This window comes from Streptomyces sp. NBC_00620, assembly GCF_026341825.1.
Classification (GTDB): domain Bacteria; phylum Actinomycetota; class Actinomycetes; order Streptomycetales; family Streptomycetaceae; genus Streptomyces.
In genome coordinates this window covers 70,235-92,084 of sequence record NZ_JAPENY010000002.1, presented here as the reverse complement: position 1 = coordinate 92,084, position 21,850 = coordinate 70,235, and the positions used below count along the sequence as shown (strand labels likewise).

The 21,850-nt window shown below is 70.8% G+C and carries 18 protein-coding genes; 6 read left to right on the top strand and 12 right to left on the bottom strand.

Annotation, left to right across the window (positions count from 1 at the left end):
- Positions 1-14: 14 nt before the first annotated feature.
- On the top strand, positions 15-2,051 hold the full coding sequence (locus tag OG246_RS19610; RefSeq protein WP_266464768.1) for an NAD(+) synthase: 2,037 nt from the start codon (positions 15-17) through the stop codon (positions 2,049-2,051).
- A gap of 254 nt (positions 2,052-2,305) precedes the next feature.
- Here the strand turns inward: OG246_RS19610 and OG246_RS19605 are convergent, their stop codons facing one another.
- The 4 genes from OG246_RS19605 to OG246_RS19590 all read right to left on the bottom strand — a co-directional run bounded on the left by OG246_RS19605 (position 2,306) and on the right by OG246_RS19590 (position 7,230).
- Entirely contained in the window at positions 2,306-3,526 is a 1,221-nt protein-coding gene (locus tag OG246_RS19605; RefSeq protein ID WP_266464766.1) for an MFS transporter, read from the bottom strand.
- 145 nt (positions 3,527-3,671) lie between these two features.
- On the bottom strand, positions 3,672-4,709 hold the full coding sequence (locus tag OG246_RS19600) for an endonuclease/exonuclease/phosphatase family protein (protein WP_266464764.1): 1,038 nt from the start codon (positions 4,707-4,709) through the stop codon (positions 3,672-3,674).
- 250 nt (positions 4,710-4,959) lie between these two features.
- Positions 4,960-5,580: a TetR/AcrR family transcriptional regulator gene (locus OG246_RS19595; protein ID WP_266464762.1), complete on the bottom strand. Its 621-nt coding sequence runs from the start codon at positions 5,578-5,580 to the stop codon at positions 4,960-4,962.
- Between the two features lie 57 nt (positions 5,581-5,637).
- Positions 5,638-7,230, bottom strand: a complete 1,593-nt coding sequence (locus tag OG246_RS19590; RefSeq protein ID WP_266464758.1) for an MFS transporter — start codon at positions 7,228-7,230, stop codon at positions 5,638-5,640.
- Positions 7,231-7,437: 207 nt separating this feature from the next.
- Here OG246_RS19590 and panB point away from each other — a divergent pair, with 207 nt between their 5' ends.
- The gene (gene panB / locus OG246_RS19585; RefSeq protein ID WP_266464754.1) at positions 7,438-8,325 is read left to right on the top strand and encodes a 3-methyl-2-oxobutanoate hydroxymethyltransferase; all 888 of its coding nucleotides are present in this window, start codon (positions 7,438-7,440) and stop codon (positions 8,323-8,325) included.
- A 90-nt stretch (positions 8,326-8,415) separates the two neighbouring features.
- On the opposite strand, the gene OG246_RS19580 is transcribed toward panB, so the two are convergent.
- The 5 genes from OG246_RS19580 to OG246_RS19560 all read right to left on the bottom strand — a co-directional run bounded on the left by OG246_RS19580 (position 8,416) and on the right by OG246_RS19560 (position 13,149).
- Positions 8,416-9,489 (bottom strand): phosphotransferase enzyme family protein, encoded by a 1,074-nt coding sequence (locus tag OG246_RS19580; protein WP_266464750.1) that lies wholly within the window; start codon positions 9,487-9,489, stop codon positions 8,416-8,418.
- Positions 9,486-10,280 carry an ABC transporter ATP-binding protein gene (locus OG246_RS19575; protein WP_266464747.1) on the bottom strand — a complete coding sequence of 265 codons (795 nt, stop codon included), beginning with the start codon at positions 10,278-10,280 and terminating at the stop codon, positions 9,486-9,488. Before OG246_RS19575 ends, OG246_RS19580 begins: the two co-directional genes overlap by 4 nt.
- Positions 10,277-11,050, bottom strand: coding sequence for an ABC transporter permease (locus OG246_RS19570; RefSeq protein WP_266464742.1), 774 nt, complete (start codon positions 11,048-11,050; stop codon positions 10,277-10,279). The genes OG246_RS19575 and OG246_RS19570 overlap by 4 nt, the downstream gene beginning before the upstream one ends.
- Positions 11,047-12,084, bottom strand: a complete 1,038-nt coding sequence (locus tag OG246_RS19565) for an ABC transporter substrate-binding protein (protein WP_266464739.1) — start codon at positions 12,082-12,084, stop codon at positions 11,047-11,049. Before OG246_RS19565 ends, OG246_RS19570 begins: the two co-directional genes overlap by 4 nt.
- A 129-nt stretch (positions 12,085-12,213) precedes the next feature.
- Positions 12,214-13,149, bottom strand: a complete 936-nt coding sequence (locus OG246_RS19560; RefSeq protein ID WP_266464735.1) for an ABC transporter substrate-binding protein — start codon at positions 13,147-13,149, stop codon at positions 12,214-12,216.
- A gap of 457 nt (positions 13,150-13,606) precedes the next feature.
- Here OG246_RS19560 and OG246_RS19555 point away from each other — a divergent pair, with 457 nt between their 5' ends.
- From OG246_RS19555 to OG246_RS19545, 3 genes are all read left to right on the top strand, one after another.
- On the top strand, positions 13,607-14,533 hold the full coding sequence (locus OG246_RS19555) for a sulfurtransferase (protein ID WP_266464731.1): 927 nt from the start codon (positions 13,607-13,609) through the stop codon (positions 14,531-14,533).
- 90 nt (positions 14,534-14,623) lie between these two features.
- On the top strand, positions 14,624-15,649 hold the full coding sequence (locus OG246_RS19550; protein ID WP_266464729.1) for an ATP-binding cassette domain-containing protein: 1,026 nt from the start codon (positions 14,624-14,626) through the stop codon (positions 15,647-15,649).
- The gene (locus OG246_RS19545; protein WP_266464727.1) at positions 15,646-16,470 is read left to right on the top strand and encodes an ABC transporter permease; all 825 of its coding nucleotides are present in this window, start codon (positions 15,646-15,648) and stop codon (positions 16,468-16,470) included. The genes OG246_RS19550 and OG246_RS19545 overlap by 4 nt, the downstream gene beginning before the upstream one ends.
- A gap of 58 nt (positions 16,471-16,528) precedes the next feature.
- On the opposite strand, the gene OG246_RS19540 is transcribed toward OG246_RS19545, so the two are convergent.
- Positions 16,529-19,783 (bottom strand): BTAD domain-containing putative transcriptional regulator, encoded by a 3,255-nt coding sequence (locus OG246_RS19540; protein ID WP_266464724.1) that lies wholly within the window; start codon positions 19,781-19,783, stop codon positions 16,529-16,531.
- Positions 19,784-20,003: 220 nt separating this feature from the next.
- Between OG246_RS19540 and OG246_RS19535 the strand changes: the two genes are divergently transcribed.
- Complete coding sequence (locus OG246_RS19535) at positions 20,004-20,804, top strand: site-2 protease family protein (protein ID WP_266464721.1); 801 nt, start codon at positions 20,004-20,006, stop codon at positions 20,802-20,804.
- 49 nt (positions 20,805-20,853) lie between these two features.
- On the opposite strand, the gene OG246_RS19530 is transcribed toward OG246_RS19535, so the two are convergent.
- Together OG246_RS19530 and npdG are read right to left on the bottom strand one after the other, a co-directional pair.
- Entirely contained in the window at positions 20,854-21,042 is a 189-nt protein-coding gene (locus OG246_RS19530) for a hypothetical protein (protein WP_266464717.1), read from the bottom strand.
- A 55-nt stretch (positions 21,043-21,097) separates the two neighbouring features.
- Positions 21,098-21,826, bottom strand: a complete 729-nt coding sequence (gene npdG, locus OG246_RS19525) for an NADPH-dependent F420 reductase (RefSeq protein ID WP_266464714.1) — start codon at positions 21,824-21,826, stop codon at positions 21,098-21,100.
- Positions 21,827-21,850 lie beyond the last annotated feature (24 nt).

The window sequence follows — 21,850 nt, the reverse complement described above, 5'->3', positions numbered from 1 at the left end:
TTACACTGATCCTCGTGCCTCCACTGAACTTCCGGTCGCTCTATCAGCACGGCTTCGCACGCGTCGCCGCCTGTACGGGCCACACCGTCATCACGGACCCGCACGCCAACGCCGAGGCGGTCCTGCGCCACGCGCGCAGATGCGCCGACGAGGGCGTGGCCGTCGCCGTCTTCCCGGAGATGGTGCTGTGCGGCTACTCGATCGAGGACCTGATCCTCCAGGACGCGCTGCTCGACCAGGTCGAGGAGGCGCTCCGGGACGTGGTGGAGGGGTCGGCCGAGCTGCTGCCTGTCCTGCTCGTCGGTGCCCCGCTGCGCCACCGCGACCGGGTCTACAACTGCGCGGTGGTCGTGCACCGCGGGCGGGTCCTCGGTGTCGTGCCCAAGTCGTACCCGCCGAACTACCGGGAGTTCTACGAGCGGCGGCAGATCGCCTCGGGCGACGGCGAGCGCGGCGGCACGATCCGGGTCGGCGGGGAGTCGGTGCCGTTCGGCGTGGACCTGCTGTTCGCGGCGGACGACGTGGCAGGGCTGGTGCTGCACACGGAGATCTGCGAGGACATGTGGGTGCCTGTGCCGCCGAGCGCCGAGGCGGCCCTGGCCGGTGCGACCGTCCTCGCCAACCTCTCCGGCAGCCCGATCACCGTCGGCCGCGCCGAGGACCGCAAGCTGTTGTGCCGCTCGGCGTCCGCGCGCTGCCTCGCCGCGTACGTCTACGCGGCGGCCGGTCTTGGCGAGTCGACCACCGACCTGTCCTGGGACGGCCAGACCCTGATCTACGAGAACGGGGTGCTGCTGGCCGAGTCCGACCGCTTCCCGCTCGACGACCAGTTCGCCGTCGCCGACATCGACCTCGACCTGCTGCGGCAGGAGCGGCAGCGGATGGGCACCTTCGACGACAACCGGCGCACGCATGGCGCCCGTACGGCCGACTTCCGGACGGTGTCGTTCGAACTCGACCCGCCCACCGGTGACTTGGGCCTGCGGCGGCGTATCGAGCGCTTCCCGTTCGTGCCCGCGGACCCCGACCGGCTGGCCCTGGACTGCTACGAGGCGTACAACATCCAGGTCGCGGGGTTGCAGCAGCGGCTCGCTTCGATCGGTGGCGCGAAGGTGGTCATCGGGGTGTCCGGCGGGCTCGACTCCACGCACGCGCTGATCGTCGCCGCCCGCGCGATGGACCGCGCGGGGCGTCCGCGCAGCGACATCCTGGCCTGGACGCTGCCCGGCTTCGCCACCAGCGACCACACCAAGGACAACGCGCACAAGCTGATGGCCGCCCTCGGCGTCACCGCGGCCGAGCTGGACATCACGCCGACCGCCCGGCTGATGCTGAAGGAGATGGGCCACCCCTTCGCCTCCGGCGAGCCGGTGTACGACGTCACCTTCGAGAACGTCCAGGCCGGACTGCGCACCGACTACCTGTTCCGGCTCGCCAACCAGCGCGGCGGCATCGTGCTCGGCACCGGTGACCTCTCGGAGCTGGCGCTCGGCTGGTCCACCTACGGCGTGGGCGACCAGATGAGCCACTACAACGTCAACTCGGGAGTGCCGAAGACGCTGATCCAGCATCTGATCCGCTGGGTCATCGGCAGCGACCAGTTCGGCGAGGAGGCGGGCAAGATCCTCGCCGCGATCCTCGACACCGAGATCAGCCCGGAACTCGTACCGGGTGAGGAGATGCAGTCCACCGAGTCGAAGATCGGCCCGTACGCGCTGCACGACTTCACCCTGTTCCATGTGCTGCGCTACGGCTTCCGGCCGTCGAAGATCGCTTTCCTGGCCTGGCACGCCTGGCACGACGCGGACGCCGGCGCCTGGCCGCCGGGCTTCCCCGAGGCCAAGCGAGTGGCGTACGACCTGCCGGAGATCCGGCAGTGGCTGGAGGTGTTCTGCCGTCGCTTCTTCGCGTTCGCGCAGTTCAAGCGCTCGGCCATGCCGAACGGGCCGAAGGTCTCGGCGGGCGGTTCGCTGTCACCGCGAGGCGACTGGCGAGCACCGTCGGACAGTTCGGCGACGGTCTGGCTGCGGGACCTGGCTCGCTTCGACTAGTCCGGTGCGGGTGCGTGGGGACGGCCAGGAGAGGTTCTCGCCCCCTCCGCCCCTACCCGTCCCGTGTTGCTGGGGGCTCCGCCCCCAGACCCCCGCATCGGCCTGAACGGCCTCGTCCTCAATCGCCGGACGGGCTAGGGGTTAGCCCCTCCGGCGTTTGAGGAGCCGGGGTCCAGGGGGCGGAGCCCCTTGGCGGGGTCGAAGGGGCGGAGCCCCTGGGAATGGGACGGGTAGGGGCGGCGGGGGCGAAACTCTCAGTGGTGCACCGACTCCGCGTGCTCCGGCACATGTGAGGCCACCACACGCTCCCGGCCGCCCGCCGACACCGGGCCCCGCTTGTCCACCACGTAGGCCACCCCGGCAACTCCCAGCCCCAGCACGGCCAGCCCCGCGCCCACGACCGCCGGGGACGTCACGCCGAGGCCCGCTGCGAGCGCGAGGCCTCCGATCCACGCGCCCCCGGCGTTGGCCAGGTTGAACGCCGCCTGGTTGGCCGAGGAGGCGAGGGACGGGGCCGACGACGCCTTCTCCATCACCATCAGCAGCAGCGGCGAACTGGTCACGAACGCCGCCGTGCCGAGCAGGACCACTGCGAGCGCGGCGCTCCACGCCGTCGCCATCAGTACCGGGAACAGCGCCAGGACCGCCGCGAGCGAGACCAGGCCGCCGAAGAGCGTGCCCCGCATCGACCGGTCCGCCAGACGCCCGCCCAGCAGGTTGCCCGCCGTGGCGCCGACACCGAACAGCGCAAGAAGCAGGGTCACGCTTGAGTCGGCGTACCCGGCGGCGTCCGTCAGCATCGGTGTGATGTAGCTGTACGCGGCGAACAGCGCGCCGAAGCCGGCGACCGTCGTGCCGAGGGCCAGCCAGACCGGGAGCGACTGCAGGGCGGCAAGTTCGCCGCGCAGGCCCGCGGCGAGCCCGTGAGTGCCGTCGCGAGGGACGAGGAGCGCCAGTGACACCACAGCCAGGAGGCCGATCACACTGACGCCGAGGAAGGTGGAGCGCCAGCCCATGTGCTGGCCCATGAGCGTGGCCACCGGGACACCCACGACGTTCGCGACCGTCAGGCCCAGGAACATCAGCGAGACGGAGCGCGCCTTGCGTTCGGGGGCCACCAGGTTGGTGGCGACGACGGCGCCCACGCCGAAGAAGGCGCCGTGCGGCAGGCCGCTGAGGAAGCGGGCGGCCAGCAGCCAGTGGTAGTCGGGGGCGAAGGCGGAGAGCACGTTGCCCGCGACGAAGAGGAGCATGAGGCCGATCAGGACCTTGCGGCGGGACACGCGAGCGGTGGCCGCGGCCAGGAGCGGGGCGCCGATGACCACACCGAGCGCGTACGCGGAGACCAGGTGGCCGGCGCTGGGGATCGATATGTGCAGGTCGTCCGCGACGTCGGGCAGCAGGCCCATCATCACGAACTCGGTGGTGCCGATGCCGAAGGCGCCCACGGCGAGGGCGAGCAGGGCCAGAGGCATGAGGGGCCTTTCAAGGGAATCGCGGGCGCGCGGCGATGCGTGGGGACGTACGTGCGCGCAGGGCTGCGCCCGTGCACACCGATGTGCACGGGACGCGTAAGTTCATCTGTGGAACAAAGCCTCTCAGGCCCAGTATTCCAGGAGGTTAAGACTCGGTTGCCGAGATCTTTACGCGGGCGGCGATCGGGAGGTGGTCGCTGCCTGTCTCGGGCAGGGTCCACGAGGTCACCGGCTCGATCCCCTTGACCATGATCTGGTCGATCCGGGCCATCGGGAACGACGCGGGCCAGCTGAAACCGAAGCCGCTGCCCGCCGCGCCCTGCGTGGAGCGCATCTGCGCGGTGACGGCGTTCAGCGCGCGGTCGTTCATCGTGCCGTTGAGGTCGCCGAGCAGGACGACCTGCTTGAGCGGATCGTTGGTGATCGCCTCGCCCAGCGCGTCGGCGCTCTTGTCGCGCTGGCGGGCCGTGAACCCGGCCTCCAGCTTCACCCGTACCGAGGGCAGGTGGGCGACGTACACGGCGATCGGGCCCTCCGGCGTCGTCACCGTCGCGCGCATCGCACGGGTCCAGCCCAGCTTGATGTCCACGGGCCCGACGCCGGTCAGCGGGTACTTGCTCCACAGCCCGACGGTGCCCTGCACCGAGTGGTACTTGTACGTCGACGCGAGTGCCTTCTCGTACGTCGGGACCGCTGTGGCCGTCAGCTCTTCGAGGGCCACGACGTCGGCGCCGGACGCGGCCACGTCGGCGGCGGTGCCCGACGGGTCCGGGTTGTCCGCGTTGACGTTGTGCGTGGCGACGGTCAGGTTCCCGCCGCTGCCGTTCTTGTCGGTGAGGAGCCCGCCGAAGAGGTTCAGCCAGACGATCGCGGGCAGCAGCACGGCGATCACGGCGGTCGCCGACTTCCGTACGAAGCCGAGGACCAGCAGCACCGGGATGGCTAGGGCGAACCAGGGCAGGAACGTCTCCGTCAGGCTGCCGAGGTTGCCGATCCGGTTCGGGATCCGCGCGTGCAGGACCATCACCAGCGCGAGGACCACCGCGAGCGCGGCGAGGATCAGACCGCGGCGCCAGATGCCGCGGTCGCCGCGCCAGCCGTCGAGCAGGCGCCGAAGCCGGGACCCTCTGCGGTCGGGCCCCTGGCCGCCGCTGCCCGTCTCCGTCATATACGCCTGCGCCATACCGTCGCCTCACAACTTGCCGTGCACACCGACTGCCCCGCGGCTACGACCCTAGGGGATGATCCGTGTCCTTCCTGCCGTCCCATGACGGCCGTACGGGCACGAGGACGTACAACTTCGTGTCCGGAGTTCCGAATGTGGAGGTGGAACGCCTCGCCTGTGACGAAACGCGCATATTCGACCCGTCAGAAATCGCGCGGGTAGCAGCGGGTATCAGTGGGGTGGGCGGTCGCGTGAGCGGTCGTGCCAACTACGGCTTGGTGGGGCGCAGTCCCTCAAGGGCCGTGTCGACGATCCGTTCCGCGAGGTCCTCGGGGAGTGCGGAGTCGGGGTGCATGACGGTGCGTACGAGCATGGGGCCGACGAACATGTCGTTGAGCAGTTCGATGTCGATGTCGTCGCGGAGCTCGCCGTTCTCCTGCCCGCGGCGCAGGACTTCCTCGCCCATCCTGCGCCGCGGGGCGATGACGGTCGCGTGGTACGCGCTCCAGAGCCTCGGACTGGCCTTCATCTGGACGTGGACGTTGTGCAGGATCGCCGAGCTGCGGTTGGCCAGGGCACGCCGGCGCAGCGACTCCAGGAGGACGACGAGGTCGTCGCGCATCGAGGTGCCGGGGAGTTCCGGGTCCGGGGGCTCGGCGGCGCGCAGGACGTCGACGAAGAGTTCCTCCTTGCCGCTCCAGCGGCGGTAGATGGTCGCCTTGCCGACTCCCGCGGTGCGGGCGACGCGCTCGATGGAGACCTCGCCGAGGGGTACGCCCTCCTCGAGGAGTTTCATCACGCCTTCGAGGATGGAGCGTTCCACGGCCTCGCTGCGGGGGCGTCCCCTCGGGGGGCCCTCTTGCCTGTCCTGGCTGCCGGCGAGGCTCACTTCGAACTCCGTTCCTTGGTCGGACCTGGGGCTATTCTCCCCGGTGAACGCGGCTGGTCAGTGCTCCGCCTTCACCAACTCCGCCTCCTTCTCGCCCTCCTGCGGCGCGGGGGTGCGGCCCGGCAGGAACAGGAACACGACCAGCGCGCCGATGATCGCGACACCCGCGCCGCACAGGGCGGTGACGTGCATGGCGTGCAGGAAGGCGTCGTTGGCGGGGGTGATGAGGGCTTTGCCCTCGGGGCCGAGCTTGGCGGCGACGCCGAGGGTGGCCTCGATGGACTCGCCGGCGGTGTGGCGCAGGCCGGCCGGGACGAGGGTGAGCTTGTCCTCGATGCCGCCGCGGTAGGCCGCGGAGAGGACGGAGCCGAGGACGGCGATGCCGAGTGCGCCGCCGACCTGGCGGAAGGTGTTGCTGAGGGCGGACGCGGAGCCCGCCTTCTCGCGCGGCAGGGCCTGCATGATCACGACACTGGTCGGGGTCATGATGTGCGCCATTCCGGTGCCCATGAAGAAGAAGATGACCTCGAGGATCCAGATCGGCGTGTCCGCCTCCAGGGTGGCGAACGCGGCCAGCATCGCGGCGATGATCAGCAGCCCCGCCGTGCAGGTGGCCTTGTTGCCGAAGCGGTCGACGACGAGGCGGGCCCGCGGCGCGAAGATGAGCTGGGCGGCGGCGAGCGGCAGCATCAACAGGCCGGTCTGGAGCGGCGAGTAGCCCCGCACGCTCTGCGTGTAGAAGACGGAGAAGAAGGTCACGCCCATCAGCGCGAAGAAGACGAGCGCGATGGCGGACATCGCGGCCGAGAAGACCTTGTTCTTGAAGTAGGTGACGTCGATGGACGGGTGGTCGCTGCGCTTCTCGAAGACGACGAAGCCGATGAGCACCGCGAGTCCGGCCCCGATGGTCAGCAGGACCGTCGGATCGGTGAAGTCGGCCAGCTGGCCGCCCTTGATGATGCCGTAGACGAGCAGGACGAGACCGACGACGGACAGGACCACACCGATCGGGTCGACGCGTCCGGGGTTCGGGTCACGGGAGTCGGGGACCAGCCAGATCATCAGGACCAGCGCGAGCAGCACGATCGGCACGTTGACCAGGAAGACCGAGCCCCACCAGAAGTGGTCCAGGAGTACGCCGCCGGTGATCGGGCCGATCGCGATGGCGAGGCCGACGCCGCCGGCCCAGATGCCGATGGCCTTGGGCTGCTCGTCGCGCTCGAACACGTTCATCAGGACGGAGAGGGTGGCGGGCATCACGAACGCGGCGCCGAGGCCCATCACCGCCCGGAACACGATGAGCTGGACCGGCGAGCCGGACTCGGCGGCGAGCGCCGAACCTATGCCGAACACGGCGAGACCGGCGAGCAGCATCTTCTTGCGGCCGAGCCGGTCGCCGAGGAGGCCCGCGGTGAAGAGCAGTCCGGCGAAGACGAGCGTGTAGGCGTTGATGGCCCACTCCAGCTCGCCCTGGGTGGCGCCGAGGCCGATGGGCTCGGGGGTCGAGATCGTCTTGATCGCGACGTTCAGGATCGAGTTGTCGAGCACCACGATCAGCAGGCTCAACATGAGCACGCCGAGGATGGCCCAGCGGCGCCTGTGCACCGCCTCGGACACATGTCGTTCGGTAGCGGGAGCGGAAGTTGTCATGCGGCACAGCCTAGCGATATTCGATACGACACCGTCTCGTATCGAAAATGCTTTACGGAGACCTTACGAAGAGACCTAGGTCGCAGGGACGAGGCCCTCCGGGTGGGTCTGGGGGCCGGTCTAGCCGCGATTGGCACGAGGTGCCACCATGGAGGTGATCCGGGGACGCCGTCAGGGCGCCTCGAGATGACAGAAGGAGCCGTTGCGATGACGCAGCTTTCGGCTGCCGCTGAGCAGCCCACGGAGGGTGTGCGCCCGTCCACCGACAGCAGCAAGGCGCTGTACGGGGGTAAGAGCACCCGCCGAATCACGGTGCGCGACATCACCGCCGCCAAGGAACGCGGCGAGAAGTGGCCCATGCTCACGGCCTACGACGCGATGACCGCGTCCGTCTTCGACGAGGCCGGCATCCCGGTCATGCTCGTCGGCGACTCGGCGGGCAACTGCCACCTGGGGTACGAGACCACCGTGCCCGTCACGATGGACGAGATGACCATGCTGTCGGCCGCGGTCGTACGGGGCACCTCGCGCGCCCTGATCGTCGGCGACCTGCCCTTCGGGTCCTACCAGGAGGGCCCGGTCCAGGCGCTGCGCTCGGCCACCCGCCTCGTCAAGGAGGCCGGGGTCGGCGCGGTGAAGCTGGAGGGCGGCGAGCGCTCGCACCGCCAGATCGAGCTGCTCGTGGAGTCGGGCATCCCCGTCATGGCCCACATCGGGCTGACCCCGCAGTCCGTGAACTCCATGGGCTACCGGGTGCAGGGCCGCGGCGAGGAGGCGGCCCACCAGCTGCTGCGCGACGCCAAGGCGGTCCAGGACGCGGGCGCGTTCGCCGTCGTCCTGGAGCTGGTCCCGGCCGAGCTGGCCGGCGAGGTCACCCGCACCCTGCACATCCCGACGGTCGGTATCGGCGCAGGCCCGGAGACGGACGCGCAGGTCCTCGTCTGGACCGACATGCTCGGCCTGACCGGCGGCAGGATGCCGAAGTTCGTCAAGCAGTACGCCAACCTGCGTGAGGTCATGGGCAACGCGGCGAAGGCGTTCGCCGACGATGTCATCGGCGGAACGTTCCCGCTGGACGAGCACTCCGTGCACTGAGATCAATTAAGGGCCTTACGAGGTCCACTGAGCCACTGCGGCAACGAGGCGACCCGTCGAACTTCCCCCGTCGACGGGTCGTCGCCGTTTCTACACGCGCTCGCGCACCCTCTTCAGCAGCAACGCCCCGTCCTCCCCCGCGAACCACCGCGCATGCCCCACGAAGTACTCGTACGCCAGCGCCGTGTTCTCCGCGGACCGGGTCACCCCGTGGAAGTAGCCCATCTCAGAGAGCGCGAACTCGGCGTGCACGAGCGGCAGTAGCTCGGGCAGGGCGGCCGACTCGACGGCGCTGAGCGGGCGTACCGACGTGTAGCCGTCGAGGAGCGCGTCCACGTCCTCGAAGCGCACCGGGCGGGACGGGTCCAGCCACTGCACCGTGTTGCGCTCGATGGCGGTGGCCAGGTCGTGGACGGCTGTCGTGCGGTCGCTGAGGCCGAAGTCGAGGACGGTGGACACCTCGCCGGACGCCGTGTCCCAGAGGAGGTTCGAGGCATGCCAGTCGTTGTGGGTCCAGAGGGGGGCGAGACGGCTGAGGTAGGGCAACAGGCGCTCGTAGAAGGGGAGATGGACCTCCCGCAGGTCGTCCCGCCAGGGGCGGTGCGCCAACGCGGCTGCGAGCGCCGGGCGTTGGGTCGCGTACGCCTCAAGGGCCGCCTCGGGGTCGACCGCCGCGAACACGGTGAAGGAGGAGACCAGGTGCTGCGTGCGGCGGCGAGGGGCTTCGAACCCCTCTGCGGCCAGGTGCAGTTGGGCCAGCGCGGCACCGGCGGCACGGGCATGACGTACGGAGACGAAGGGCGACCAGGACAGCGCATCCCGGTACAGATCCGTCCCGGTCCCGGCCGAGTGGACCTCGTACACCCACTCCCCGCGCGCCTCGGCGCCAAGGACCTCGACGACCGGCGCGCCCCGCTCGCGCAGGTACCGCAGGAAGGCGTGCTCCTCTGCCAGGCCTTCGAGGGTGCGTACGTCGCGGTGGTGGCGTTTCACGAACAGCCGCCGTCCGCGACGGTCGACGACGGCGGCTGCGGACAGCGGGCGCGGGCTGCGCCACAGCACCCGCGCGGGGCCGACGACGGCCTCGACCTCGGCGTCGGTGAGGGGCGGCCAGTCGGGGGCGACGGGGGCGGTGCCCATGCCGTGGGCCAGCAGGCGGCTCATCCGGTCACCACCTTTTCCTGCTCCACCTTGCTCGGCCGGCCGCTCAGCGCGTCGAACAGGCGCCGCTCGGTTGCCGCGAACTCCGGTTCGGTCAGGGCCTCCAGGCCGCGCGGGCCCGAGCGCGGTACCTCGACCCGCTCGACGACGGTGGCCGGGCGGGGTGAGAGGACGTGCACGGTGTCGGCGAGCAGGACGGCCTCGCGGATGTCGTGGGTGACGAGGACGACGGTCCAGCGGTAGCGCTGCCACATGTCGGCCAGCCACAGCTGCATCTCGGTGCGGGTGAGGGAGTCGAGCGCACCGAAGGGCTCGTCGAGCAGCAGTACGGGGCGCTCCAGGACGACCGTGCGCAGGAGGGCCGCGCGCTGCCGCATGCCGCCGCTGAGCTGGAAGGGGTAGGAGGACTGGAAGCCGTCGAGTCCGAAGGCCTCGAAGAGCTCGCCCGCCCGGCGCCGCGCCTCCTTCTTCCGTACGCCCTGGGCCTCGAGCCCGAGCGCGGTGTTGTCGAGCACCGTGCGCCAGGGGAACAGCAGGTCCTTCTGGGGCATGTACGCGACCTTGCCGGAGGCCACGGACGCGGGGGCGCCGTCGATGAGGATCTCGCCCGAAGTGGGCGTGTCCAGGCCGGAGATCAGGTTGAACAGGGTGCTCTTGCCGCTGCCGCTCGGGCCGATGACGGCCGCGAACTCGCCCGGTTCCACGGTGAGTTCGAGATCGCGCAGCACTTCGAGCGACCCGAACGCCTTTCCGGCACCTTGTACTTGGAGACCTCCCCGCACTTGGAGACTCATGTCCGGCCTTCCTTCAGGAGCGCCCGTTCCCACGGCAGGACGAGCCGTTGCAGCAGATACGTCGCCCCGAACAGGGCGATGCTCAGCAGCGCGGTGACCACGACCGCCGCGAAGACGAGATCCGTGCGGAACGCGCTCTTCTGCGCCTGCATGTAGATCCCGAGGCCCTTCTCGGCGCCCGCGTACTCGGCGAAGACGGCGCCCACGACGGCGTACGTGATGCTGACGCGCAGCCCGGTGAAGAAGTGCGGCAGCGCGCTCGGGACGCGGACGAGCCGGAAGGCGCGCCAGCGGCCCGTGCCGAGCGAGCGCAGCAGGCGCATCGCGTCGCGGTCGGTGGACGCGAAGCCCGCCGCCAGGTTGGCGGCGAGCGGGAAGAACGTCGTCAGGGTCACGACCAGCATCTTCGGCAGCAGTCCGAAGCCGAACCAGATGATCAGCAGGGGCGCCACTGCGACGATCGGGATGGTCTGCGAGGCGACCAGGAGTGGGTACAGGCCCCGGCGGGCCGCCGCCGAGAAGTCCAGGATCACGGCGACCAGCCAGGCGGCGGCGAAGGAGAGCGCGAAGCCGAGCAGGGTCTCCTGGAGGGTGGGCAGGGTCTGGTCCCACAGGTCGGTGCGGTTGGCCCAGCCCTGGTTCAGTACGCGGCCGGGGCTGGGCAGCACCGTCGGGTCGACGCCGGCGGCGGTGACGTACGTCTGCCAGCCGCCGACCACGACGGCGAGGACGAGGAGGGGTGGCCAGACGGCACGCAGTGCCGCTCTCACTGGGCGGCCGGGAGATAGTCGTTGGTGAAGAACTCCGAGGCGTCGGGGGCCTTGGTGAGCTTCTTGCCGTTCTCGTCGGTCAGCAGGCCGGACTTGAAGTCGAAGTCGGCGAAGTCCTGCCAGCGTTCGGCGCTCTGAGTGCCGATGGTGCCGTCCGCGGCCCGGTAGTACTCCTTGGCGAGCAACTGCTCGCTCTCCTTGACCAGTTCGGTGTTGGTGAGTGTGCTCTTGTTGGCCGCGATGAGCAGGTCGGCGGCCTGGTCCGGGCTGTCGGCGGCGTACTCGTAGCCCTTGTTGAGCGCGGCGATGAACTTCTTGGCGATCTCCGGGTTGTCCTTCAGGTACTGGCCGGAGGAGGCGATGAGGGTCGAGTAGATCGCCGGGACGCCGTAGTCGGCGAGCGCGAAGTCCTTGAGCGGCTTGCCCGTCTCCTTGGCCTCCAGGCCCTCCCAGGTCGGCATCGGCATCGCGAAGTCCGCCTTGCCCGCGTAAAGGGCCGCGTACGCCGAGGTGTTGAGCGTGATCTGCTTGAAGTCGCCCTTGCCGCCGTCCGCCTGGATGACCTTCTGGAGCAGGGCCTTCTCGTAGGGGGCGCCGAACCCCGCGTACGTCTTGCCGTCCAGGTCCTTGGGGGACGTGATGTCGTCTCGGTCGGCGCGCACGGAGACCGTGACGTTCGTCTTCTGCGTGACGGCGTACACCGACTTGATGTCCTGGCCCGCGGCGCGCGCGGTGGTGATGCCCTCCTGGTAGGAGATGCCGAAGTCCGCCTTGTGGTTGGCGACCAGCGTCTCGGGCGCGGTCGTGCCGTACGGCACGATCTTCAGGTCGATCCCGGCGTCCTTGAACCAGCCCTTCTGCTGAGCGACGTAGATCCCGGTGTGGTTGGTGTTGGGGGTCCAGTCCAGGGCGAGGGTGACCGTGGTGGTGCCGTCCTCGGCGGCGGCGGACGTGGAGTCGCCCGAGGCGCAGCCGGTCAGGGCCAGAGCGGCGGCGGTGGATATGGCGAGCAGGGCGGACGTACGGCGTCTCATGGGAATCCTCGAAGGGGGCGGCGCGGCGATGACGGGGACGTGGCGGTGCAGCTCACGCCCGACACAGCGCGCTGCTGACCCGCATCAGGTCCACAGCCATACGCCTCGTCAGATCCCTTGCCTGGCAGGTCACTTGGCGGCCGCCGGGGCATGGGCTCCGAGCAGGTCGTTCGTGTACGAGGAGGCCCAGTCGCGGGCGTGCGCGATGGCGCCGTACCGGGCGAGCCAGTCGGCGTACGGGCCCATGCGGGTCTCGTCGATCTCGCCCCAGTGGCCGTCGGCGCCGGTCCAGGTCGGGGCGACCAGGGCGAGGGAGCGGGCGATCAGGGGGCGGGAGAAGTAGGGGATCACGCGCTCCAGCAGGGCGCGGGTGTAGTCCTGTTCGGCTGCGGCGGCCGCGTAGCCGCGGGCGGTGGCGGACAGGAAGGCGCGCACCAGGTCCGGGCGGGCGTCGGCGAAGGCCTCGCTCGTGCCGAGGAGGTAGCTGTGGTAGCGCGGGGCGCCGATCTCGTCGACCGGCCAGGTCAGCCGCGCTGTCTCGGGCAGGTCGCCGCGGAGGGCGTCCCAGGACCAGTAGTTGCCGAAGGTGGCGTCGGCCTCGCCGGCCGCTATGTCGTCGACGGTGAGTTCGCGGTAGCCGGCGTCGACGGTGATCACCGCGTCCGGGTCGCCGCCGTCGGCCGCGACCAGGTGGCGGACCATGGCGCGACCGCGGGGAGTCGGGTTGTAGGCGAGGCGGCGGCCGGAAAGGTCGCGGGGGCGGGTGATCCCGGTCGAGCGGGCGGTCTGGATCGCTTCCAGGGCACGGTGGTTGACGGCGGCGACGCCGAGCAGCGGGGAGCCGTCGGCGGCGCGGCGGGCGAGGAGGCGGTTCGGCGGGAAGATGCCGAAGTCCACCTCGCCGCGGGTCAGGTACTCCAGGGTGTCACCGCGTCCCGGATCCTGGACGGCGAGTTCCACGTCGAGGCCGGCCTCGCGGTACCAGCCGCGGTCCCGGGCGACGTACAGACCGGCGGAATTCGGCCAGGGGTGGAAGTAGTCGAGCATGACTCGGACGTGCGACATCGGCAGACAACTCCGCGGACGGCAGGGCGGCACTCAGGGTGCGGGCCTGGTGGGGAAAGAAGGAGGGAAGGGGAGACCGCGTGGGTCAACAACAGGAGCGGGCCGCCGCGGCGAGCGCCGGGGGACACTTCTGCTCGACTGCTGAGGACATGCGGTACTCCTACGCGGGGCACGGAGGCCGTCGTCCGATCCGACCGGGATCGGGCAGCGGTCTCCGAGGCTCAAGTGGTGCGGTCGGCGTTCCCATGGGGATCGTCACCGGCACAACGCCGACTCGGATCCCAGACGCCCTCTCAGCCCAACCGGGTAGGGGCTCCCGCGTAGATGGCCGAAACCATAACCCCCGCCGACCATGCCTGCGCAAGCGTGATCCACTATGTGGGACGAATGTGCCCGGTGAGTGAGATGTCCCAGCTCAGGCGTGCTCCGCACATGCCCTCGGGTTAGCATCCCCGCCATGACCGACGCCCCGCTCCCCGGACTCCCGCTCTCCGGGCTCCCGCTCCCCGGACCGCTGCTTCCCGGACCGCTGGTCGACGACGCCTGGCTCGCGGCCCGTCTCGACGACCCCCGGCTGGTCGTCCTCGACGCCACCGCGCTGCTTCCGTCGCCGGGCCACGACGGCGACTACCGCTCCGGCAGCGGCCACGCCCAGTGGGCCGGGCGGCACATCCCGGGCTCCCGCCACGCGGACCTCACGGGCGAGCTCTCGGACCACGAGGCGCCGTACCACTTCGCGGTTCCCGCACCTGAGGCGCTGGCCGCCGCCCTGCGTCGGCTCGGTGTGCGGGACGGCAGCGAGGTCGTCGCGTACGACAGCGCGGGCGGCATCTGGGCGGCCCGGCTGTGGTGGATGCTGCGGGCGATCTCCGTACCGGCGGCGGTACTCGACGGAGGCCTGCAGGCCTGGGAGGCGGCCGGACGGCCGGTCCTCAACGGGCAGGAGGAACCCGCTCCGGCAGCCGAAACTCTCACCCCCGTCCCCCTCCCCCACGCCTGGGCCACCCTCCCCGACGTCGACGCCGTCCTGCGCGGTGAGCGGCCCGGCACCCTCGTCTGCGCGCTTCCGGAGTCCGGGTTCGACGGCAGTGCGCCGACCCGGTACTCGCGGCGCGGGCACATCCCCGGCAGCCTGAACCTGCCCGGCCGGGGGCTGCTCGACGAGGCGGGCCGGTTCCTGCCGCGCGCCGAACTCGCCGCGCGCGTCGGGGCGGTGCTCGACGACACCGCCTCCCCCGTCGTTCTGTACTGCGGCGGCGGAATCTCCGCGGCCGGGGCCGCCCTCGCACTGACACTGCTGGGCCGCGAGGACGTCACGCTGTACGACGGCTCCCTGGAGGAGTGGTCGGCCGACCCTGCGCGACCCCTCATACAACAGGGCTGACCTGCGAAGACACTGCGGTGTCGGTGGCTTGTAGGCGGCTGTAGGCAAGCTGTAGGCGGTTTGTCGGTGGCGGCTGGCACCTTGATGGTCATGACGCGAATCGACAACAAGCCCACAGGCGGCAAGGCAGCCGTCACCGTACGGGGGCTGGTCAAGCACTACGGCGAGACCAAGGCGCTGGACGGTGTGGACCTGGACGTGCACGAGGGCACCGTCCGCGGTGTGCTCGGTCCCAACGGCGCAGGCAAGACCACCCTCGTCCGTATCCTGTCCACCCTCGTCACCCCCGACTCCGGCCTGGCGACTGTCGCCGGTTACGACGTGCTGAAGCAGCCCCGGCAACTGCGCCGCGTGATAGGGCTCACCGGCCAGTACGCCGCGGTCGACGAGAAGCTCTCCGGCTGGGAGAACCTGTACATGATCGGGCGGCTGCTCGATCTGCCCCGCAAGGACGCCCGCAGGCGTTCCGACGAGCTGCTGGAGCGTTTCTCGCTCACCGACGCCGCCAAGCGCCCGGCCGGCACGTACTCCGGTGGTATGCGCCGCCGTCTGGACCTCGCCGCCTCCATGATCGGCAGCCCAGCCGTGCTGTACCTGGACGAGCCGACGACCGGCCTCGACCCGCGCACCCGCAACGAGGTGTGGCGCGAGGTCAAGCGCATGGTCGCCGACGGCGCCACCGTGCTGCTCACCACCCAGTACATGGAGGAGGCCGAGCAGCTGGCGTCCGAGCTGACGGTCATCGACCGCGGCAAGGTCATCGCCAGCGGCCGGGTCGACGAGCTGAAGGCGAAGGTCGGCGGCCGCACGCTGCGGGTCCGCCCGGTGGACCCGCTGGAGCTGCGCCCGCTGGCCTCGATGCTCGACGAGCTGGGCATCACCGGCCTCGCCGCCTCCTCCGTGGACATCGAGAGCGGCACGATCCTGGTCCCGATCCTCAGCGACGAACAGCTCACCGCCGTGGTCGGCGCGGTCACCGCGCGCGGCATCACCATCGGCTCGATCAGCACCGAACTGCCCAGTCTGGACGAGGTGTTCCTGTCCCTCACCGGCCACAAGGCCACCGCCCCGCAGGACAACACCCCGGCCCGCGCCTACGAGGAGGTCTCCGCATGAGTACCGCCGTCATCGATGCCCCCCTCGCCGCGAAGGACGAGGCCCGCATCAGTCCGCGCGCTCACGCGCGGCACATCGGCGCCCTGGTCCGCCGCAACCTGCTGTGGATCCGTCAGGACCCGGAGTCGATGTTCGACGCCATCCTGATGCCGGTCGTCTTCACCCTGCTGTTCGTGTACGTCTTCGGCGGCTCCATCGGTCAGTCGCTGGGCGGCGGCCAGGACCAGTACGTGCAGTACGTCGTGCCCGGTCTGATGGCGATGACGTGCATGAACATCGCGATGGCCGTCGGCACCGGCTTCAACGAGGACTTCCAGAAGGGGGTGATGGACCGCTTCCGCACCCTGCCGATCGGCCAGGGCTCCGTCCTCTTCGCCAAGATCGTGGTCGAGCTGATGCGGATGCTCGTCGCGACGGCGATCCTGATGGTCGTCGGCGTGCTCGTGGGCTTCGACATCACCAACTGGCCGGGCCTGTTCGCCTCCGTGGGGCTCTCCGCCCTCTTCGGCTCCTCCCTGATGTGGATCTTCCTGGTCCTCGGTGTGACGATGAAGAACGCCCAGTCCGTGCAGGCCATGGGCTTCCTGGTCCTGATGCCCCTGCAGTTCGGGTCGTCCATCTTCTCCCCGACCCAGACCATGCCCGGCTGGCTGCAGAACTTCACCGACTACAACCCGCTGTCCTCGCTCGCGGACACCACGCGCGGTCTGATGGTCGGTGGCCCGGTCACGCACGACCTGTGGGTGACCCTCGGCTGGACGGCGGCGCTCACGCTGGTGATGGCGCCGATCGCGATCCACAAGTTCCGCACCAAGAGCTGACGTTCGCAGTTGTTCGCAGTCGTTCGCAGTCGGAGCGACTGCCCCGGTCCGGTCCGCGTCAGATGAGGGCGGCGGCCTCCTCCATGGAGAGCCCGCCGCCCTCGGCGTACGCGGCCTCGTACGCCGCGTCGTCGAGTACGGCCCGCAGGCCGGCCTCCGCCCTGGTGCGCATCTCGTCCTCGGCCGGGGGCGCGAAGTGACCCGGCGGCAGGAACTGGTCGGCGGCGCCCAGGAGTCGGGCCCCGTCGCGGGCGCGGTCGGCACCGTACAGGCCGGTGAGGGCGATGACGGCGGTGGTCAGATGCGTGGAGATCAGGTTCGGCGTGATCATCCGCGACAGCGGGTCCAGGGACCGCTCCACGGCCCGCCGCGCCTTGTCCCGGGCCTCCGCGTACCGTCCGTCGAGCGTGTCCAGCCAGGCGTCCATCCCGATCACGTACCCATCGAAGATCACGAATGTGCTGGCCCCGAACTCCTCACGCAGCAGCCGCAGTTGCTCGCGCGCCTCGGCGATCCGGCCGGTGCGGCCGAGCCGCATGCTGAGGAAGAGCCGGCCCGCGGGCATGGCTTCGTTGACGGCACCGAAGCCCTGCGCGAGCACCTCGCGCAGCATCGCCTCGCCCCGCTCGGGCTCGCCCAGCTCGATGTACATACTGCCGAGGCGGACACTCAGCACCGCCGCCTGGGCGCGGGCACCGAGCCGTTCGGCGTACGCCATCGCCTCCGCGTAGTCCGTGGCGGCCGGCCCGTACTCACCCCGTCGCTCATGGGCCTCACCGCGCGCCGAGAGCGCCTCGGCCCCGCCCCAGGCATCGCCGACGCGGCCGAAGATCTCCAGCGCCTCGTCGGCGTCACGGGTCGCGTCGCCCGCCCAGTCGGCCCGGTTGGCGAGGATGTTGGCGCGCATCTGGAGGGCGACGGCGAGTTCCCATTCGAGGCCGAGCTCGCGGCACGTGGAGACGGTCACGTCGATGACGGAGCGCATCCGCTCCATGTCGCCGGTGAGCAGGACGGCGTAGAACCAGAGGCTGCCGGGGCTGCGGCAGGTCTGCGGGAGGCCGGGCCGGTAGGTCTCGGCGATGACGCGCAGCCTCGCCTGGGCCTCCGGGGTCAGCCAGGCGTCCAAGTCCATGTCCATACCGGCGAGATGGACGAGGTGCACACCGCGCCGCGCCTCTTCGAGGACCTCCGGGCGCAGCGGCGGCGGGGTGGCCGTGACGCTCTCGTACAGCGGGGCGGCCGGGCGCGCGGGGGGTGCGAACGGGTCGGGGCCGAGGACCATGACCTGGGCGGACCAGGTGCGGGCCTCGATGCGCTGGTCGCGCATCTGCCAGTACCAGTTCAGCGACAGGACGAGGCAGATGGCCTCCTGCTCGTCGCGTTCGGCGACGGCGTGCCGCAGGGCGGTGCGCAGGTTCTCGTACTCGAGTTCAAGGAGCGCGATCGCCGCGGCCTGGCCGTGACCGCGCAGTTCGGGGTCGGTGGTGCGGGCGAGTTCGCGGTAGTACGTGAGGTGGGCGCGCTCGGCGGGCGGGCGGTCGCCGGACTCGTCGAGCCGCTCGCCCGCGTACTCGGCGACGGTCTCCAGGAGCCGGTAGCGCATCCCGCCGTCCGCCGAAGGGGCGGCCACGACAAGGGACTTGTCGACAAGGGAACCCAGCGACTCCAGTGCGGCGGGTCCGCAGACGGCCTCGGCTGCGGCGAGATCGCAGCCGCCCGCGAAGACGGACAGCCGCCGCAGTACGTCGCGTTCGTCCTCGTCGAGCAGGTCCCAGGACCAGTCGACGACGGCGCGCAGCGTCTGCTGCCTGGGCAGAACCGTGCGGGCACCCGAGGTCAGCAGGCGGAACCGGTCGTCCAGGCGGTCGGCGATCTGCCGCGCGGTGAGCAATCGCAGCCGGGCGGCGGCGAGTTCGATGGCGAGCGGCAGTCCGTCCAGGCGCAGGCAGATCTCGGCGGCCGCCTCCGGATCGTCCTCGATCCGGAACCCCGGCCTGGCCGCCGCCCCGCGGTCGGCCAGCAGCCGCAGCGCGACGGGTTCGGGCAGCGGCTCCACGGGGCGCAGCAACTCCCCCGGTACGCCGAGGGGTTCACGGCTGGTGGCGAGCACCGTCAGTTCGGGGCACCGCTCGAGGAGCTCCTCGACGAGGTGCGCGGCGGCGTCCACGACATGCTCGCAGTTGTCGAGGATGAGCAGCATGCGGCGCTTGGCGCAGTGCTCGGCGAGTCGGTTGAGGGGGTCGTCGTGGCGCTCGGAGACGGCCCGCATCTCCTCGGCGCCGGCGCCGCGCAGCACGGTCTCGCGGGCGCCGACGGCGGTGAGCACGGCCTCGGGGACGGCCTTCGGGTCGTCCACCGGAGCGAGTTCGGCGAGCCACACCCCGTCCCGCGACGCGTACGCCACGGCCTCCGCCGCCTCCTGCGACAGCCGTGTCTTTCCTGCTCCGCCGGGCCCGAGCAGTGTCACCAGCCGTGCCGCCGCGAGGTCGCCCCGGATGGCGTCGATGTCGGCCTCCCGGCCGACGAAGGAGGTGAGTCGGGCGCGGAGGTTGCCAGGGGACGCCGGGCGCGGCGATTCGGTGTGCGCCGGGGAAAGCAACTCCATGTGCAGGGCGCGCAGTTCGGGGCCCGGGTCCGAGCCGAGGCGGTCGGCCAGGAGCTGTCGTACGGACTCGTACGCGGCCAGGGCCTCCGCCGGGCGGCCCACGTCGCGCAGGGCGCGCAGGCGCAGGGCCTGGAGGGGCTCGTCGAGGGGGTGGCTGTCGCAGAGGGCGGTGAGTTCGGGCAGGGACCGTTCGGCGTCGCCGAGGGCGAGGGCCGCGGTGAAGCGGGCGCGGCGCGCGTCGAGGCGGCGGGTCTCCCAGCGGGCCGCCACGGCAGTGCGGTCGGGGAGGTCGGCGAGGGCCGGGCCGTGCCACAGCCCGAGGGCGTCGTCGAGGACGACGGCCGCCTTCGCGGGGTCGCCGTCGGCCAGCGCGCGGGTGCCCTCGCCGGCCAGCCGCTCGAAACGGTGCAGGTCGATGTCGTCCGCGCCCGCGGTGAGCCGGTATCCGCCGTCCACCGAGTCCACCGCACCCGCGCCGAGCGCCCTGCGCAACCGCCCGACCAGCGCCTGGACCGCGCCGGACGCGTCCGCGGGCGGCTCCCCGTCCCATACCTCGTCCACCAGGACGGACACCGGCACGGTCCGCCCGGGCCGCAGCGCGAGCACGGTCAGCAGAGCACGCAGCCGCGCCCCGCCGACCGGGACGGGCGTGCCGTCGGGGCGGAGTGCCTGGGTGGTGCCGAGGATGCGGTAGCGCACGGGGTCCATTGTCTCCGGTGGCGTCAGGGGCGGGGACCGGGCATGTGGGGTTCGGCCAGGAGCCCGGCCTGGTCATGGCACCGGACGGCCCGGTCCTTCGTACCGCACACCTGCCAGGACCCCATACCCCCACCCTCCCCGGAACCAATGGCCGATCGCGAGACGTTTTCCGAATGCGCCCGGTACGGTCGGGCAGGCCCAGCTCATGCGTATCAGTCCAGGGAGCCCCATGACCACCGCAGCGACCCGCCGCAGTGACCGGAGGATCAGCCCCGTCTTCATCGGGATCGTGGCTGTGACGGCGGTGACCGGCTGGGCGACCTGGACCGGGTTCGCCGAGCAGCCCGGACTGGCCGCGTTCCTGTTCGTGACGGCCGCCTGGATCGTGTCGCTCTGTCTGCACGAGTACGCGCACGCGCGCACCGCCCTGCACAGCGGGGACATCTCGATCGGGGCGAAGGGCTACCTGACGCTGAACCCGCTCGCCTATACGCACGCACTGCTCAGCATCGTGCTGCCCGTCATCTTCGTGATCATGGGCGGGATCGGTCTGCCGGGCGGTGCGGTCTTCATCGAGCGGAGCCGGATCAAGGGTCGCTGGAGGCACAGTCTGATCTCGGCGGCGGGCCCGTTGACCAACGTGCTGTTCGCGATCGTCTGCACGGCCCCGTTCTGGCTGGGCGCCCTGGACGGGGTGCCGGGACCGTTCCGCTACGCGCTGGCGTTCCTCGCACTGCTCCAGATCACGGCGGCGATCCTGAACTTCCTGCCCGTGCCGGGCCTCGACGGCTACGGCGTGATCGAGCCCTGGCTGTCGCACAACATCCGCCGCCAGGTGGAGCCGTTCGCGCCGTTCGGCCTGCTCGCCGTGTTCGGGGTGCTGTTCATCCCGCAGGTGAACGCCGCGTTCTTCGACGCGATCTACTGGATCCTGGGCGGCCTGGGCATCGACGACGTCGATCGCTACTGCGGTCAGAACCTGTACCGCTTCTGGGGCGACGTCAACGAGTACTGCACCGTCGACCGGTGAGCCGTCGACCGGTGAGCCGTCAGCCGGTGAGCCGTCAGCTCGTGAACCTTCAGCCCGTGACGGATCCGGAGCCGCCACGCGTCCTGCCGCGCCGGGCGTAGTACCACGTCATGTTGGACGACAGACCGGCCATCAGCACCCATACGATCCCCAGCAGGCTGCCCTGGACGAAGGAGACCACGGCCGCGGCGACGGAGAGCAGACAGACGGCGAGGGCGTAGACGGCAAGGCGGGGCATGGGACATCGGCTCCTGTCGGGGGACACTGCTTGCCACCAGTGTCCCCCACGCGGCTCAGACGTCCGTCACCCGCAGGCCGGCATGGGCCTTGTAGCGCCGGTTCACCGAGATCAGGTTGGCGACCAGGGACTCGACCTGGTGGGCGTTGCGCAGCCGCCCGGAGAAGACGCCGCGCATGCCGGGGATGCGTCCGGCGAGCGCCTGCACGATCTCCACGTCCGCCCGCTCCTCGCCGAGGACCATCACATCGGTGTCGATCTCCGCGATCTCCGGGTCCTGGAGGAGGACGGCGGACAGGTGGTGGAAGGCCGCGGTGACCCGAGAGTCCGGCAGCAGGGCGGCGGCCTGCTCGGCGGCGCTGCCCTCCTCCGGCTTCAGCGCGTACGCGCCCTTCTTGTCGAAGCCGAGCGGGTTGACGCAGTCGACGACGAGCTTGCCGGCCAGTTCCTCGCGCAGGGACTCCAGCGTCTTGCCGTGTCCGTCCCACGGCACCGCGACGATCACGATGTCGCTGCGCCGCGCGCACTCGGCGTTGTCGGCACCCTCCACGCCGTACCCGAGCTCGTCGGCGGCGCTCTGCGCGCGGTCCGCGGCACGGGAGCCGATGATCACCTTCTGTCCGGCCTTGGCAAGCCGGTAGGCGAGGCCCTTGCCCTGGGGGCCGGTGCCGCCGAGTACACCGACGACGAGCCCGGACACGTCGGGGAGGTCCCAGGGGTCCTTGGCGGGGGCCTTCTGGGCGGCGTTCGGTACGGCGTTCGGTGCGCTGTCAGTAGAGGTCATGGGCCGACTTTACGTGCGCCGGTC